The 16,370-nt window shown below is 51.5% G+C and carries 8 protein-coding genes; 3 read left to right on the top strand and 5 right to left on the bottom strand.

Annotated elements, in window-relative coordinates:
- Positions 1–11 precede the first annotated feature (11 nt).
- Together ACMGDE_RS10465 and ACMGDE_RS10460 are read left to right on the top strand one after the other, a co-directional pair.
- Positions 12–1,223 (top strand): DUF4959 domain-containing protein, encoded by a 1,212-nt coding sequence (locus ACMGDE_RS10465; protein ID WP_436832733.1) that lies wholly within the window; start codon positions 12–14, stop codon positions 1,221–1,223.
- Between the two features lie 26 nt (positions 1,224–1,249).
- A complete protein-coding gene (locus ACMGDE_RS10460) occupies positions 1,250–2,476 on the top strand; it encodes a DUF4998 domain-containing protein (protein ID WP_436832732.1) in 1,227 nt (408 codons plus the stop codon).
- A 115-nt stretch (positions 2,477–2,591) separates the two neighbouring features.
- Here the strand turns inward: ACMGDE_RS10460 and sov are convergent, their stop codons facing one another.
- The 4 genes from sov to dacB all read right to left on the bottom strand — a co-directional run bounded on the left by sov (position 2,592) and on the right by dacB (position 14,121).
- Positions 2,592–9,569, bottom strand: coding sequence for a T9SS outer membrane translocon Sov/SprA (gene sov / locus ACMGDE_RS10455; protein ID WP_436833117.1), 6,978 nt, complete (start codon positions 9,567–9,569; stop codon positions 2,592–2,594).
- Between the two features lie 118 nt (positions 9,570–9,687).
- Positions 9,688–10,269 (bottom strand): Holliday junction branch migration protein RuvA, encoded by a 582-nt coding sequence (gene ruvA / locus ACMGDE_RS10450; RefSeq protein ID WP_436832731.1) that lies wholly within the window; start codon positions 10,267–10,269, stop codon positions 9,688–9,690.
- A gap of 7 nt (positions 10,270–10,276) precedes the next feature.
- Positions 10,277–12,565: an NADP-dependent malic enzyme gene (locus ACMGDE_RS10445; protein ID WP_436832730.1), complete on the bottom strand. Its 2,289-nt coding sequence runs from the start codon at positions 12,563–12,565 to the stop codon at positions 10,277–10,279.
- A gap of 98 nt (positions 12,566–12,663) precedes the next feature.
- Positions 12,664–14,121, bottom strand: coding sequence for a D-alanyl-D-alanine carboxypeptidase/D-alanyl-D-alanine endopeptidase (gene dacB / locus ACMGDE_RS10440; RefSeq protein WP_436832729.1), 1,458 nt, complete (start codon positions 14,119–14,121; stop codon positions 12,664–12,666).
- A 47-nt stretch (positions 14,122–14,168) separates the two neighbouring features.
- Here dacB and ACMGDE_RS10435 point away from each other — a divergent pair, with 47 nt between their 5' ends.
- Positions 14,169–15,695 (top strand): GH3 family acyl-acid amido synthetase, encoded by a 1,527-nt coding sequence (locus ACMGDE_RS10435; RefSeq protein WP_436832728.1) that lies wholly within the window; start codon positions 14,169–14,171, stop codon positions 15,693–15,695.
- Here ACMGDE_RS10435 and ACMGDE_RS10430 read toward each other — a convergent pair.
- A complete protein-coding gene (locus ACMGDE_RS10430; RefSeq protein ID WP_436832727.1) occupies positions 15,692–16,339 on the bottom strand; it encodes a hypothetical protein in 648 nt (215 codons plus the stop codon). The genes ACMGDE_RS10435 and ACMGDE_RS10430 overlap by 4 nt on opposite strands.
- Between the last annotated feature and the right edge of the window lie 31 nt (positions 16,340–16,370).

Here is a 16,370-nt window from a genome sequence, read left to right as displayed (position 1 = left end):
ATTATACACAGATGAAAAATAGAATTATAGCTATCAGTATCTTGCTCATGTCGATGCTATGGATCAGTTGCAAGGAAGAGGGTCGTATTGATTTTATCGACGATACTGCAGCAGCCCCTGGTCAGGTGACCAATGTAACCGTAGAAAACAGACCGGGCGGAGCTGTATTGAAATATACATTACCGGTAGATAAAAATTTGCTTTACGTCCGTGCTGAATATGAAATCAAACCCGGGGTCATACGCGAAACAAAATCTTCGTACTTCACGGATTCCTTGGTGCTGGAAGGATTCGGCACTACGGACACGTACGACGTTAAACTATATGCCGTTGGGAAAAATGAAAAAGAATCAGCACCTCATATTGTACAAATTAACCCAACAACGGCTCCCGTACAACTGGCAACGAAAAAGTTCAGGGATACGTTCGGAGGAGTAGCGATCGATTTTGAAAATCCTGAAGAAGCAAATTTAGCAATCGTATTGATGGCGGATACGGCGAATTTGGGGTATATGAGTGAGTTAATCACGTATTATACCGCTACGCCAAAAGGAACGTTTACCTATCGCGGTGTTGACGGATTAGCTCCTGAAGAACAAGAGTTTGCGATGTACATTCGCGATAGATGGGGTAATTTTTCAGATACCGTTACAGCCGAGGTGACACCATGGTTTGAAGAGTTTATTCCCAAATCCACTTGGAACGCTTATACGTTGCCCGGCGATGTACCTCCGGTTAATACAGGTTACCCAACAACAAGAATCTGGGATGAGAATTATGATCAGGATGGATTTCATGGTTTGGAAACCCAAATGCTTCCGCACAACATCACCTGGGATCTGGGAAGGACCGTCAAGTTAAGCCGTTTAAAATATTGGCCGCGCAAGCATGCAGATGACAGGTGGGCCAGAGGACATGCCAAAGTATTTGAAATATGGGGTTCTGTTTCGCCCAATCCTACCGGAGAACTCGACGATAGTTGGATACCGCTCGGACGATTTGAGAGTTTGAAGCCATCCGGGCCCGGAGCGCAAATTACCCAGGAAGACATTGCCTTTGCAGATGAAGGCATCGAGTTTGAATTTGCCGTCAGTGATTTCGCCCCGGATCCGTTCACCCCAGTCAGGTATCTTAGGTTCAGGACCGTATCTACCTATTCCAATGCGGCATTTTCGACGGTTCATGTTTTGGAATTGAGCTTTTGGGGAGAATTAATCAATTAAACTTAACTCATTAAAAATCACTTGTGATGAAGAATACACTAATTGTCATCTTTATTGGGGTCATTTTGGGATTCTCTTCATGCGATAGCCAAACGGATATTTACGAGGATTATATCGTTCCAAACGGATTGATATATCCCGGGCCGGCGCATGTCCCGATTGCGTATTCCGGCGACAATCGCATTAAAATATCGTGGCTGAGAGGTACCGATCCCAGAATACGGAAAGCAAGAATATTCTGGAATAATTACACCGACTCGGTCGAACTGCCGGTGGATGCAGACATGGATACGGTCAGCTATATTATCGATCCGATTAGTGAAGGCACCTATTCATTTATGATTCACACCTATGACGATGAAGGGAATAAGTCTATTCCTATTGAAATGATGGGTACGGTGTATGGCGATAGTTACCGGGGCTTGTTGACTAATCGTTTGTTGAAGAGTACTTATTATGACGGACAAGATCTTAAACTGAATTGGGGAATAGCCGAAAGCTCTGAAGTAGGTATCCACCTGAACTGGACGGATATAAACGGTGACAGCCAGACCACGGATGTCGATACTTTGGAAACCGAAACGCTGCTTCCATATTTCGACATCGATATGCCTTTATCCTACAGTACGACACATAAACCGGACTCGCTGGCAGTAGATGTATTCCAAGCGACAACGGTCGAAACAATGATTGATCCGGTATTATTGATCCCAAAGACTAACTGGGTGGCCAAGAGTATGCCAGGTGATGTGGAAATCAATGGTAGTTATCCCTTAACACAATTATGGGACGAAAACACAACTAATTTCATGCACTCGGCGGATCCTGCAACCTTACCAAGTACAATTACATGGGATTTAGGTCTGAAAGCAAAACTGACTAAGATGAAGCTGTGGCCGCGGAACAATAATGACGATCGTTGGAACAGAGGTCATCCGAGGGTATTTGAAATATACGGATCATTAGACCCAAATCCGGATGGCAGTCTGGACGGTAGTTGGACGCTTTTGGGTAAATTTGAATGTGTTCAACCGTCGGGTAATGGAATGGCCGATCCTTGGCAGGCTCCTACAGGTGAAGATATTGCGCTTTCTGATAATGGGTTAGATTTTGAATTTGTACCCGCCGATTCGGCCGATCCCGATGCTACCGTAAGGTACATCCGATTCAGAAGCTTGGAGCATTTCAATCCTACTCAACCCCCGCGTATTTTACTTGCTGAAATCAGTTTTTGGGGAACGTTAGTAAAATAATACAGACCCTTCCCCTCAAGCAGTTTAGAAAGTCCAAAAGGAACCTAGTGGCGTGAACGAAGTGAGCGTTACCGTTCCGTTGGACTTTCTAACTGCTTATTGCGCCAATTACCTATTACTGCAACATCAATCTCAAATTAAACCCGAAATTGGCATACGACGTCGCAAAGGTCTGTGAGGTATATGGCCGTACGGAATTGCTGTCGAAGAATAGCCGGATGTTGAATCGCTGGTTGATGATGTAATCCACTGAAGGCCGGTATGAGATGCTTTTATTGCCGGCCGACACCTCCGCCTCGTTGATATCCGAACGGTACACGACCGTTTTCAGGTCGTTGATCGAAACGTCCAGGCGGAAGTTGAGGTCGTTATTCAATTTGAAATTGTTGAACCAACCAAAGGGCATCTGGAACCCGACGGCCCGATAACCCATGCCAAACACAAAGGACTGGTCGCTGAGCATCGCCAACTGGCTGTTTTGCAGGCTGAGGTTGAGCGTGCGCGCTTTGCGGAATTCGGCATTGGTCGTCAGGTTGTTCTTGAAGCGGGCATCAAAACCAAGCAGCGGTGTAAACTGCTCCAATATGGATATCTGCTGGAATTGGAATTGCGGCAAAAAGTTATCATTGATGTCGCGTTCCGACGGGAAGCCACCGGCTTCATCATACCGGATCACCGAGTTATACCCATTGACAGAATAGCGCGTGTCGTAACCGTGGCGGAGCGTAAGTGAGGTGAGGAATTCGCTGAACAGGGGGATATTGTTCAATCCGCTATAGGCGATGGTCCAGTTGGGCATGGGGATTTCAGGGAAGCTGCCAAGCCGGGAACGCCCCGCATCCTTGCCGCGGTAAGCTGCGAGAAACGCATTGACCACTACGTCTTGAGCAGTGCGATCATACCCATCGGCAAAACCTTCGTTTTGTCCCGAGGAGTTGGGATTCAGCTGACCAAGCCGCTCCGATACCGTTTGGCGATTGCGCTCAAACCTGCGGAAGAGCGATTCGTGATCCTTGAATGCGGTGCCGATGGCGAGGTACGAAATGCTGTAATTGCCGGTGGTCACAGGGGTAAGGCTTTCAAAATCGTCTGCCTGTCCGGAATACTGGAATGATGTGCTATAGTTCCGGTTATTCAGTTTTACCGCGGTCAGCTCGATACGCAAATCCCGTATGGGTTCGAGTATCGCACGCATGGAGAGGTCTTCCGTCAGCGACGTCATGTACAGCTGGGTCTGTAAGGTATCGTTGGTGATCCAGCCGTTGGCCGCCGCCCGCTGGCGGATGTCGCGCTGGCTTCCGAAAAGGAAGCCCCAGCCGGGGGCGTTGTGATCGAAATCATAGCCCAGCACGTTGGTTTTTGGCAAATATCCGGGCAGAAAGGTGTTTTGCACGCGCGTATAAGCAGCGTTGATGTTTTTGATGCTCGTCAGTAAGCCCGTGAAGAATGCCGCGGTGCCGCTGGCGTCCAGTCCGGTATTGTTCCGGATAAAGCCGAATTTGCGATACAGGCCATCCATGTTGAAGGTCGGGTTCAGCTGAATGGTGCGCGAATTTTGGATGCTGTTGCCCATGTCGATGTCGGGGCTCTGCATGGATAGCAGCGGCTCGGTCTGCCAGTTGAATTGTGTGCCATAGCGGGTTTCAACACTTATCCAGTCCAATCCCGGCAGTTTATGGATCGGCAGGGAATACGTGATGTTCATCATGTGGTTATAATCGGTGGTGCGGCCCAACCGCCAGAAATTTTCCCACAGCGTATCCCGCTTGAGCCCGTTGATGCGTCCATCCGGCTCGTCTACGATCGCATAGTTGGTCGCGTTGAAATCGAGTTTCAACGATTTGGTTAAGTTCCAGCTGATGCCGTAGAGGCGATTCATCGTAAAGTTCTTGTTGTACAACGTACCCATGGCAGGCAGGAAATTGTCTGCCGAATTGTTTTCCCGCAGGGTATTCTCATTGTATATCCGGTTGACATCGATTCGGAAATTGAGCAACGAGGGCATGAGATTAAAGTTGAAGTCACTCAGGATGCCGAGATGTTTGTTTTTGATCAGTTTCTTGAGCGGCTCAAAGGAGAGGTCATCGTTGCTGGAAAAGGTATAGTCCAGCGCTGCGCGATAATTTTTCTGAAGCGCCGTTTCCGTCAGGTAATCGCGTTGGTAATACTGCGAATATGCGTACGTGGCGCTGAAATTTTCGATATCCCATGGTCGCACCGACTTCTCGATGTCCGTACGGATCTTGCGCACGTTAGTGAGGTTGAAACTCCTGCGGGTGCTGAAATCCTGTGTCACGCGGAGCAGTGAATCCCGCTGGTTGCGCGACAGGTTGGCCAGGGCGCTGTTGAGTTCGATATCGGGCATCAGGGGATTGTACTCGGGTGTGCCCACCTGCCGGGTATAACTGAAAAACAGCGGGATCCGCAAACCATAGTCGACGGGGAAAAACTTACCCAATTCGGCGCTGGTCACCAGGTCGAGGTACAAATCGTCGCTGCGGCTACGCTCGCCGATGCGCTGCTCAATGGACCCAAAGCCGACGGTTGTTTTGCTTCCCGATAGCGTAACGTTGGCGAAGTCGGCCAGTTGCGCATTCATCCGGGCGGTGACGGCCCACCCGCCCTTATCGTCGAAATCGGTGAGCCGGAATTCATTGAACCAAAACAGACCCGATTTGTCCAGTCCATCGTCGTTAGCCGTGCTTACCTCGGTGCCGCGCAGCGGATTCATCACCCCGAGCATATAGAAGCGTACTTTGCTGATATCGGGTTGGCCGACGATCGTCACGCGGTTTTCGCCGTCAAAAAAGGTAAAGGGCTCATTGATGGGCCAAGGTTGGCCATCGCGCATGGCCCGATTTCGGGCTTCCTTGGCTTCCTGAAAGATGCCGATGCGGACATTCATCCGGTTTTCCTGCGGCCAGATCAGCTCAGCGTCACGTGTGCCGGGTTGGGTGATCTTCAGCGGCATGTCATACTGGTAGTAGTTGTACTGGTCGTCGGTGCCGACCCGTATAAAAGCCCTGAAATCTCCATCTTGCAAATAGGTTCCTTCGGCGTGGATAAACATTTCCAAGCGGCCATACGCCCTGAAATCGTTGGTGGCGGTCCGGTAAGCGGCGCGACCATACCCATCGCGGAGGTTTTTGACATCGAGCGAAAGCGACTGTTCATTGAGCTGCACACTATTATTCAGGTTGCCCCAGTCCAGCTGTCGCTCAATGCCGGGGGGCACCACATAGGGGATGGGCTGCCGGTTGCCGTTCTGCTCGATATTGACTGCGGCCACCTCGATGGTCGAGTTGTCCAGCGGCACATTGCCCATGCTGGGGTCGGCGACTACTTTGGCGTTATTATTTTCCGCATTGTACCGCCGCCACTCGCCACGTACCAGTTGCATCTGACCAAGGCGCACCACGGCGGTGTCCGCAAAATCGGTCATAAACATGCGGACGAAGCGGATGGACTTGAAATCGCGGATATCACCGATACGTTCTTGATATTGTGACAGCGGGATGCGGAACTGGTACCATTTGACCTGCTCGGTCGTGCCGTCCGGAAGCCGTACCTCCGCGGTGTGCATGTCGGAGATGTAGTTTTGCCCTACCTGCATATCCTGGGGCCGGAGCGATAGGCGGTATTGATAATATTCCTCCGCCTCATTCATGTTGTTATCGCGGTTGATGTCTTCGCCGTCGGGCAGGAGCGTGGAGGCGGATGTTTCCACGCCGACCGACTGTTCCGGGGTCTTAGAGTTGCCTTCCGGACCATTGAATCGTTCGTACCGTTTCAGGATACCCGCATTTTGATTGTCGAGCTCCAGACCGCGGAAGTACTGGAAATTATCGCCAGAGGGATCCTCGCCCAATTCCTGGGCCGCGGTAGCGGTAAGCATGCCCTGCACCCTGCCGAGGAAATCGCCGTGAAACCCGCGTTCATCCGTATCGTTGAGGCCATCCAGACCGATGTCTTGGCGGGCGCGTGCCGTAGGATCGTTATCAAACGCCTGGATCACCGGCTGTTTGCGCGGCACCCGCCCCCAATTGGTTTCGTCAATCTCGGACAGATCTCCCGAAGGAGACATGCCGTTTTCCATCGCCTTTCTTCCATCTTTCAGGATATCTTCCGACATGTTGCCGAGGTTGAAATACAGGTCGCCGCCCTGCGAGTTGGGGTTGGTGAGGAACGGATCCATCATCCACAGTTCGATAAACTCGATATTCTGCGCTTCGAAGTCGGGTGCGTCGATCTTGCGGAACATGCCGCCCCAGCGACTGCGTGGATTGGCCAGCGTACCGTCCGGATTGACACCGCTGGCGGTATAGTTATACGGTCCGCGGATCGTGGGATAGAATGCCAGATCCAATGTCGAAAGGAACATCGGCAATCCGGTGGTCGATTCACGATAGGGAAATACCTCCTGTTCAAGCACTTCCCGAACGCGGTGTCTGGACAGTTCGGCGTTGTTGATGTTGGAGGGTGTCAGGTTGATGTTGCGGTAAAATATCGGATCAATATTATAGAAGGCCAGCCGGGCACGGTTGAATCCATATTGCAAATCATCCATCAATTGTGCTTCGGGGAACAGTTGCGGCGTGCCGGACAGTTGCCAGGTAAATGCCCCCTTGATGTCGATGAACGAACGGCTGTTTTCAAAATCGTCGACATAAGTAATACCGTTACGCGTGCCGGCGAAGTTCAACGCCCGTGGGTGCCCCGGCAGCAGCTGGGCAAATTCGCCATAGAACGAAATCGACGAAGGCTCTTTGGTATCGAGAAACGGAATTTTATCGACCATCCGGGTAAGCCATCGCGAAGGCGAGTTGTAGGTCAGGTCGAGCCCCCACATGGTGTTGGAGATCGGTTCCTCACCGATGTTTACCTTTTGGGTGAGGGGCCGTTCGGTGAGGTTCATGATGGTGCCGCCGAGTTGCAGCTTATCGTTTACCAGGTAATCGAGCCTGCCGCCCAGCATGGTGCGCTGCTGCAGGCCGAACAGCTGGTTGTTTTCCATCTTGATGCGGATGGGTTGGCCCGATTGCAGCAACGCCTCATTGAGGATGCGTACCCGGCCAATATCATAGTCGACCATGAAATCAACGCCCTCTTGGAGCGGCGCCGGTCCGGCAAATACCTGCACGGATCCGCGCGGCACGTTGATGGCGCCCAGTTGGAATTCCGTTCCCACCTCCGATTCGTACGAGCCCTTGATCAGGTAGCGGTTTTGATTAGGAAAAAACTGCTGGGCAATGGCTTTGGTCGAGTCGTATAGCGCCTGGTAGGTATATTTGTCAATCAGCGCCTGTTCGCTGCCGGGAATGAACTGGCTGGCTAGATCATTGCCAAATGGCTCCACCATGGGAAACATGATCCGGCCGCGCTCGGGATCGATGGTGATACCAGGGAGGAAGTCAAAAAAGCCGTCCGGCTGCTGCGCATTCTGGGGATTGAGCCGGTCCAGCCCGGCGAGCTGTATCCAAAGCTTGTTTTGGGTGTTCTGCCCCTCATACATCACCGGGCGCTCCACGCCACTCTCATCTTCGATCCGGAAGATGTTGAACCTGAAATTCTGCTGCCCGATACCGTAGGCCCCCACGGAATAGATGTTCTTCATCATCAGGTCCCATATGGGCAAGTTGGTCTTGAGAATCTCGTTTTTCAGGAGCTTGGCCACCAGCATCTGGGGTTGCGACGGCGTCACCGGCACATCGGTTGAAAATTCGCCTACCTGATATTCCCGTCCCCCGGCGGTATACCGGTAGGCCACCGCCAATATCTGGTCGTTATTGAGCGGCATGTTGAGCGAGATGAAACCCAGCCGGCGGTTGATGGTATATTCGGTGCCTTCGCGCAGTTTCCGGGCATAGGTGAGCTTGGCGTAGTTATCGTTACGGCCGGTGCTGGTAAAAAACCCTTGCACGGCATTGGATTGCGTAAGCCGGGCATCTGGGGGCAATATTTCCAATAGGTTGTTTGACATCAACTGTGCCGGCTCACCGGGGATGCCGGTAGAAGGGTAGCGCGTGTTTCCCGGGCCGATCAATGCGGTATTGTAGGGTTCATACTCCCCCAGGTCCATCAAGGCAAGCACATCCCGGGAATCGTCGACGGAGTTGCTCCGGTTGCTGACCCACACCTCGATCTGTGTAATGTTGATATCGGTGGTCAGGATCGGGGCCAGTGCCATCGCACGGTTGAAGTTTTCCCTGAAATATTGCGCAAGGAAATAGTGCTGATTGTCTTCATATTCGTCCGCTTTCAGCGCAAACTCGCTCTCCTGCGCACCGTTTTTGATGGTGATTTCACGCTGTTGGGAGCGTTGCTGGGAGAAAATACCCGTCACATTCAATCGTCCGAATTGCAGTTGCGTTTTAAGTCCGAACAGTGCCTGCGTGCCGCTGATCAGGGTGGTGTTGAGCGGCATGCTTACATTGCCCAGCTCGATCCGCTTAATGATGTCATCGTCTTTGCCGGTATAATCCAGGCGGATCTGGTTTTCAAAATCAAATTGTGCCTCGGTATTGTAGTTGGTGGTCAGCTTCAGACGATCACCGATCTGCCCGGTCAGGTTCATTTGGATACGCTGGTCGAAATCAAACCCCCATTGCCTACGTTGCCGTTCATTGAACATAGGGTTGGCGTTTTTGTTCTGCTGCGCCATGATGGTGATGTCGGCACTTCCGCGGGGAATGATGTCGATCGTGTTTCCACCAAAAATCCGTTCGAAGGCCTCGCTCTGCACATAAATGGTCGGAATCAGGCGATCTTGCCGATAGTCGGTCAATTGCTGGTCTGATAGTTGCCGCCAGTAGTTGCGCTTCAACAGCTGGCTCTCGTACTGTTGATACTCTTCTATCGTCAGGTATTGCGGCGGGCGATAAAAGCGGCTCCCCAATTTTTCGCGGATGATGTATTGGCGGCTCAACGGATCGAATATAACTTCCCGAGTGATGTTGGACGGCGTGCCAAGGTCCAGCGGTCCCCGCTTTTGATACAAATTGAGAAAAGGTAGGTCGTACAGCGGATATCGGAGTTTCACGCTATCCCGTTGGAGTGAATCAACCGAAACCTGCGCACCGGCATTGCTGGCCATAGCCAGCAAAAACGGCAAAAGCAGCCAAAAAAGGCGAATAGGTATCGTTCTTTCCAAGTAGATGTTTTTTATAAGTCAGTATACCCCTCTTTAGCGCCACCAATTTATACAAAATTCTTTATAATCGTTTCAATGCTTCTTTAATCAATATCTCAACTGTCAAGTCAGGGGTGGTTTGCTGGATGTTTGCGAGCACCTTTTCCGCCTGGCTGCGTACAAATCCAAGCATGATCAGCGCGCTTAGCGCCTCTTCGGGGACGCTTTGTTGCCTTTGTACGACACTTAATGCCTCCGGGCCTTGCTTTTTCAGTTTATCCTGCAATTCCAGCACCATGCGCTGTGCGGTCTTCGGGCCGATGCCCTTAATGCGCTGGATCAGGGGTACGTTGCCGTTGACGATGGCCGATTGAATTTCTTCCGGGGTGATCGATGAAAGAATCATCCTGCCGGTATTGGGACCGATACCTGATACGGAGATCAGGTGTTCAAACAAACGGCGTTCACCTTCTTCGGCGAAGCCGAATAGCGTGTGTGCATCCTCGCGTACCTGGAAGCTGATGTACAGTTTACATTGCTCACGATCCTTGATTTGTGCATAGGTGTGCAACGAGATGTGTACGTGATAACCCACGCCACCTACATCGAGCACGACGTGGGTGGGGGCTTTATAGGCCAATTTGCCGTTTAGGTATTCATACATGCTATGCTTATTTCTTTTTGCGGGAGACCGGTTCCCTTGATTGGACGTCTACCACCGCGATGGTCACCATGTTGACGATTTCGCGCACCGAGCTATCCAGCTGTAATACGTGTACGGGTTTGTTCATGCCCAGCAGGATGGGGCCTACCGCTTCCGCATTGCCGATTTCCTGGAGCAATTTATACGCGATGTTGCCCGATTCCAGGTTAGGGAATACCAATGTGTTCGCGGGGCTTCCGCTCAATGCACTAAAAGGGAAATTAGCGGCAAGCAGGTCGCTATTCATTGCGAAATTGGCCTGCATCTCACCGTCGACCAATATATCGGGATGTTTTTCGTGAAGCAGGCGCACCGTTTCGCGCACCTTGAGGGGCGTGTTGCCATCGTTCGAGCCAAAGTTGGAATACGAAAGCAGGGCAATCCGCGGAACGATATTCATTTTTTTTACGGCCTCATGAAGCAGCAAGGTGATATCGACCAGCTCTTCGGCTGTCGGATCTACGTTGACCGTGGTGTCGCCGAAAAAAACGGGACCTTTCGCGGTAAGCATCATATACATACCGGCCAGCTTGCTGCCTGGCTGCGTACCGATCACATGCAACGCCGGACGGATGGTGGTTGCGTAATTTTTGGTGAGGCCGGAGATGAGCGTATCGGCCTCGCCAAACTGCACCATGCTGGCACCAAAATAGTTCCGGTCTAACATCAGCTTTTGAGCTTCCAAATAGGAGATTCCCCGTCGTTGCCGCTTGGCATACAAGAAATCGACATATTTTTGGAACCGCGCACCGCCTTTTTCTTCCGCGGGATCAATAATGGGCACATCTCCCAACTCCAACAGATTTTCGTCGATGAGCTGTTGTATCTTCTTTTTATTGCCCAGCAGTATGGGGAGTGCTACACCCTCTTCTCTTACGATTTGGGCGGCGCGGAGCGTTTTATAGTTATCCGCTTCGGCAAAGACAACTCGTTTCGGGTTGCGTTTGGCTGCATCGCTCAGGTTGCGCATGATGCGATCATCCTGACCCAGGCGCTGGCGCAGTTCCTCCGCATATTTGTCCCAATCGACGATGCCTACACGTGCGACACCGGAATCGATCGCTGCTCTGGCAACGGCAGGTGCCACCTCGGTAATCAACCGGGGGTCCGTCGGTTTTGGGATAATGTATTCCGGTCCAAACTTCAGGTTTTGCGTATTATACGCTTGGTTTACCGCTTCCGGCACAGATTTCTTGGCCAACTCAGCGATGGCCTTTACTGCGGCGATTTTCATGTCCTCATTGATGGTGGTTGCCCGCACATCCAGGGCACCGCGGAAGATGTAAGGGAAGCCCAGCACATTGTTCACCTGGTTGGGATAATCGGAGCGGCCCGTGGCCATGATCACGTCTTTGCGCGTGCTGACCGCTAAGGGGTATGCGATTTCCGGGTCGGGGTTGGCCATGGCAAACACGATGGGATTTTTGGCCATACTTTTCAGCATCTCCCGTGTCATGACATCCGCGATGGAGAGGCCAATGAAGACATCGGCACCTTTCAGGGCCTCCTCCAGGGTGTCGATGGTTTGCGTGGTAGCAAACTCGGCTTTCGTGCCCTCCAAGTTGGGGCGGTCATGGCGTATACAACCTTTGCTGTCGACCATGACAATGTTCTCTCTGCGAGCGCCCAACGCCACATACATCCGCGTACAGGAAATCGCTGCAGCTCCAGCGCCATTCACCACAATTTTGACCTTGTCCAGTCGTTTCTTTTGCAGGGCACACGCATTGAGGAGGGCTGCTCCCGAGATGATGGCCGTGCCGTGCTGGTCGTCGTGCATCACGGGGATACTCATCTCTTCCTTGAGCCGGCGTTCGATCTCGAAACATTCAGGTGCTTTGATATCCTCCAAATTGATGCCGCCGAATGTGGGTTCCAAGCATTTGACAATGCGGACGAACTCATCCACATTTTTGGTGTCCAATTCGATATCGAACACATCGATATCGGCAAATATCTTAAATAGCAGCCCTTTGCCTTCCATTACGGGTTTGCCCGCTTCGGGTCCGATGTCGCCCAAACCCAGTACCGCAGTGCCGTTACTGATGACGGCTACCAGATTGCCTTTGGCCGTGTATTTATATACATCGTCCTTGTTTTCAGCGATCCGCAAGCAGGGTTCGGCCACCCCGGGGGAGTACGCTAATGATAAATCTCGTTGTGAATGTGTCGGTTTTGTCGGTACAACAGCGATTTTGCCAGGCCTGCCCTTGGAATGGTAGTCCAACGCATCTTGCTTGCGATTCGTTTTACTCATGTTTTAGTTGGTTTTTGCAGCAGCAATCCAGCGCAAAGGTAGGATTCTTTTTTGAAAAATGAGGGGCATCTTGGCGCTTGACAATCATCATGCCGCTCTCATTTCAATACATCCAACAACTTGAACATCCTCGTCCGCATGGGTGTCGCAGGCCCTTGGTAGTTATTCACCAGCAAGGCAAACACAAGTGGGGTGCCGTCTTTTGTGGTTTGGTATCCGACATATCCGAGTACGCCGTTAATGGTGCCGCTTTTCATTTTCATGCCATTGTACACCGGGAGGCTTTCAAAAAAGCTGGCGAACCACGGCTCCTTTTTAGCGGCTGCCAGGATACGTGCCAACGCCTGGGTGGTCACCCGGTTTTCCGGAGAAAGGCCGCTGCCATCCATGATCTTGAGTTCACCGGCGGGAATACCCAGTTTATTCCCCCAAAATTCCTGGAGCATCTCCGCCGCATCGCGGGTGTCAGTTTTGCCGTTTTGCCGGTAGGCGATGGCCTTGAGCAGCGCTTCGCCATACAGGTTGATGCTTTTCTGGTTGAACCAATAGATCAGTTCGCCCAATGCAGGCGAGCGGTGGGTATCCAGCACCGTCGGGCCACTAGGTACTTCGCTTCCTGCGAGGAGCAGCATATGCGTTGTCGTCGGTACGCTTGTCTGTGCAATGCCCGCTTGCTCTAGTTTGCGGTGGAGCTGATATGCCGCATCGTATGCGCCGTCTGGCAGCGACAGATAGATCGTCTTTTTCAGGTCGATGCCATAGCTGCCGCGCAGGTAAATGCGGGAAGCGTAAGGGGCTGCAAAAGCGTATACATGGTCGCCCGTGCCACGACCACCGGTAGTGGTTTCATTGACCAGCTGCAGGTAGCTGATGTCAGCAGTGGTATTGGCGATGCGGGTAGGCGCGTTGGGAGCCGCACCGGCGATGAAGTTGATGCCTACGGAATTTTCACGCCAGTTGAGCGCGGATATGCCAGCACCATAGTAGTTGCCCATGTCCTGCCATGTCCAGCCCCGAGGGGCAGTCTGTCCATTGTATAGCCGATCATCGGCAATAATGGCACCCTCAATGTGGCGAATGCCCGCCTTCTGTATCGCGCGCAACCACTTGGACAGCAACAAGGTGTCTGACGTTTGCGGAAAGCGATCGCTTCCCAGCGATGGGTCGCCCGTGCCGCGAAGGACGATATCGCCCTTCAAGGTACCCGTGGCATCGATATGCCCGGTATACGATAAAGTAGTCTCAAAAGCATAATCTGGTCCGAGTAGCTGGTACGCCGCCGTGGAGGTGATGGTTTTAAGCGTGGAGGCAGGAGCCAGACCTAGCCGCTCATGTTTAGCGAAGATCACTTCACCCGTATTCGCATGGATGACCGTAAGGGAAGCCGATCCGTTAGCGAGGCTTTCGTGCGTTTCAAATGCATGGAAAGCGGCAGCGATTTTTTGGGATAGCGGCTGGGCGTGGCAAACTGCCATAAACAATACCCAAGTGAATACCGAAAAGGGTATGCGAATGATGTAAGTCGAAAACATATTGGCGAAAGTAACAATTTTCAACAAAATCGTTCCCGCCGTGTTCTCTTTATGATGTAGGAGGAAAAACCATGGCAATTATCGGAGGGTTAATCAAAGGCGCAATTGACGTGACGGGTTACATCAGTAGCGACCCGCAGCCGGCAAAAGCACAATGGAATGTGTTGCGGCACCTGCTGGACAAGGCAAAGCATACCGCATTCGGAAAAAAATATCGTTTTGAAGACATCTTGGCCGACCCCGATCCGGTAAAAGCATTCCAACAGGAAGTTCCGATTTTTGATTACGATAACTTATATGCAGCATGGTGGCATTACCTCCGCGAAGGCCACCAAAATGTAACTTGGCCCGGAGGGCAGCGCTACTTTGCGCTGAGCAGTGGTACCACAACCAATAGCAAGGCCATACCGGTAACCGATGACATGCTCGATGCGATCAAAAAATCGGGTATGCAACAGATCATAAGCCTCAAGAATTTCGACCTGCCTGCCGATTTCTTCGAGAAGCAAATCATGATGCTGGGCAGCAGCACCGCGTTGACCTCCAACGGCGAGTTTCTGGAAGGTGAGATCAGCGGTATCAGCGCCGCCAATATACCGATTTGGTTCAGACGGTTTTACAAACCCGGTGCGCGGATCGCCGCTACCAAGAGTTGGGACGAACGCGTGCGCAAGATCGCCAAATACGCGCCGAATTGGGATATCGGCAGCATGACCGGCATCCCCTCGTGGTCCGAATTGTTGCTCAAGGAGATCATCCGTCAAAATAACGCGAAGACCATACATGACATTTGGCCCAACCTGCAGGTGTATACATCGGGTGGGGTGGCATTCGAACCCTATAAGAAAAGTTTTGAAACCTTAATGGCCAAACCGCTCATTTACATTGACACGTACCTCGCTTCAGAAGGATATCTGGCTACCCAAAAGCGGCCGGATACCCAATCCATGGCACTGATTGTGGACAACGGGGTGTTTTTTGAATTTGTTCCGTTTACCGGAGACAATATGGATGAGCACGGATGTGTCAGGCAAGACGCTGAGGTGCTGACCCTTGAGGAGGCGAAACCCCATGTACAATACGTATTGCTGATCTCGACGGTGGCGGGGGCCTGGCGGTATATGATCGGCGACACGGTGATGATTACCGATGTTGAGCGCGCGGAAATCATCATCACCGGCCGGACAAAACATTTTCTCAATGTGGTGGGCGAGCAACTGTCCGTGCATCAGATGAACGCCGCTATGGAAAGGTTGGGCGAACGATTTGATGTAGACGTGCTGGAGTTTACTGTGGCGGCCGTCCGACAGGGTGAAGACTACATTAACAAGTGGTATATCGGTACCAATAAAGCCTTGGATGCATCGGCGGTAACAGCATTTTTGGATCGTGAATTAGCCGAAAACAATAAGAATTACAAGGTTGCCCGAGATAAGGCATTGAAGGGCATCGAAGTGGAAATCGTGCCGGCAGATTACTTTTACCAGTGGAGCAAGGCGACGAAGAAATTAGGTGGACAGACCAAAATACCGCGCGTGATGAAGGAAGAAGATTTCAGGGCGTTTGAAAACTTTGTTGAGAGCCTAGCCTACGCTTAACCGGGATGAGTCTGGCGGCGTTCTTCATGAAGCGCAGTTTCCACTTCGCGGATGGTATCCGTTTCGTCAGCGAGTATCTCCGTCTTTTCAGCATCGTCTTCTTTTTCTAGCTCGGCGACTAACGCCATAATGTCATCGGGAGAAAGGTATAGCGCGGCGATTTTATCCTTGTACACCTGGGGCAGTTCGGTATGATCCAAGATGAACGCTTTGGTTGCCAATAGGTAATCGCTCATGCCGCGATTCACGGCAAAATGATCGGCCACGCGCTCGGCTTTGCGGATGTATTTTTTGGATAGCCAGTACGAGATCCCAAATCCAATGATTTCCCAGGTACTTCTGCCTTCGTAATCCATGATGTGACCCAGCTCGTGGCCAATCCAACCGATCAACACCTTATCCGGAATCTGCTGCATGGTTTCGAAACTGTGTTCGAGTTTGAAAACCGGATTGATCAGGATCTGGTAGACGCGTTTTTTCCGGTTTTTAAACAAGGACCCGACGACGGGTCGTGCGGCCATGACCGAATGTTTCAGCTTCCGGGTAAAAATAAAATGGATGTTTGTATCGTTCAGTTCGGGATAGTGGGATAACGCAATCCATGTTTGCGCTTTGATTGGGGATGGTATGACTTTAAATCCCATATCATTTCAACAGCACAAAACTAAAAAGGTT

The sequence above is a fragment of the Parapedobacter brassicae genome, from assembly GCF_051400755.1.
Taxonomy (GTDB): domain Bacteria; phylum Bacteroidota; class Bacteroidia; order Sphingobacteriales; family Sphingobacteriaceae; genus Parapedobacter.
This window is presented reverse-complemented; position numbering and strand designations above follow the sequence as displayed.

Bases quoted from the DNA above. Each gene is read 5' to 3' on its own strand.
- ACMGDE_RS10465 (WP_436832733.1), top strand. From the start codon at position 12: ATGAAAAATAGAATTATAGCTATCAGTATCTTGCTCATGTCGATGCTA.
- ACMGDE_RS10460 (WP_436832732.1), top strand. From the start codon at position 1,250: ATGAAGAATACACTAATTGTCATCTTTATTGGGGTCATTTTGGGATTC.
- sov (WP_436833117.1), bottom strand. From the start codon at position 9,569: ATGGCCAGCAATGCCGGTGCGCAGGTTTCGGTTGATTCACTCCAACGG.
- ruvA (WP_436832731.1), bottom strand. From the start codon at position 10,269: ATGTATGAATACCTAAACGGCAAATTGGCCTATAAAGCCCCCACCCAC.
- ACMGDE_RS10445 (WP_436832730.1), bottom strand. From the start codon at position 12,565: ATGAGTAAAACGAATCGCAAGCAAGATGCGTTGGACTACCATTCCAAG.
- ACMGDE_RS10435 (WP_436832728.1), top strand. From the start codon at position 14,169: ATGGCAATTATCGGAGGGTTAATCAAAGGCGCAATTGACGTGACGGGT.
- ACMGDE_RS10430 (WP_436832727.1), bottom strand. From the start codon at position 16,339: ATGGGATTTAAAGTCATACCATCCCCAATCAAAGCGCAAACATGGATT.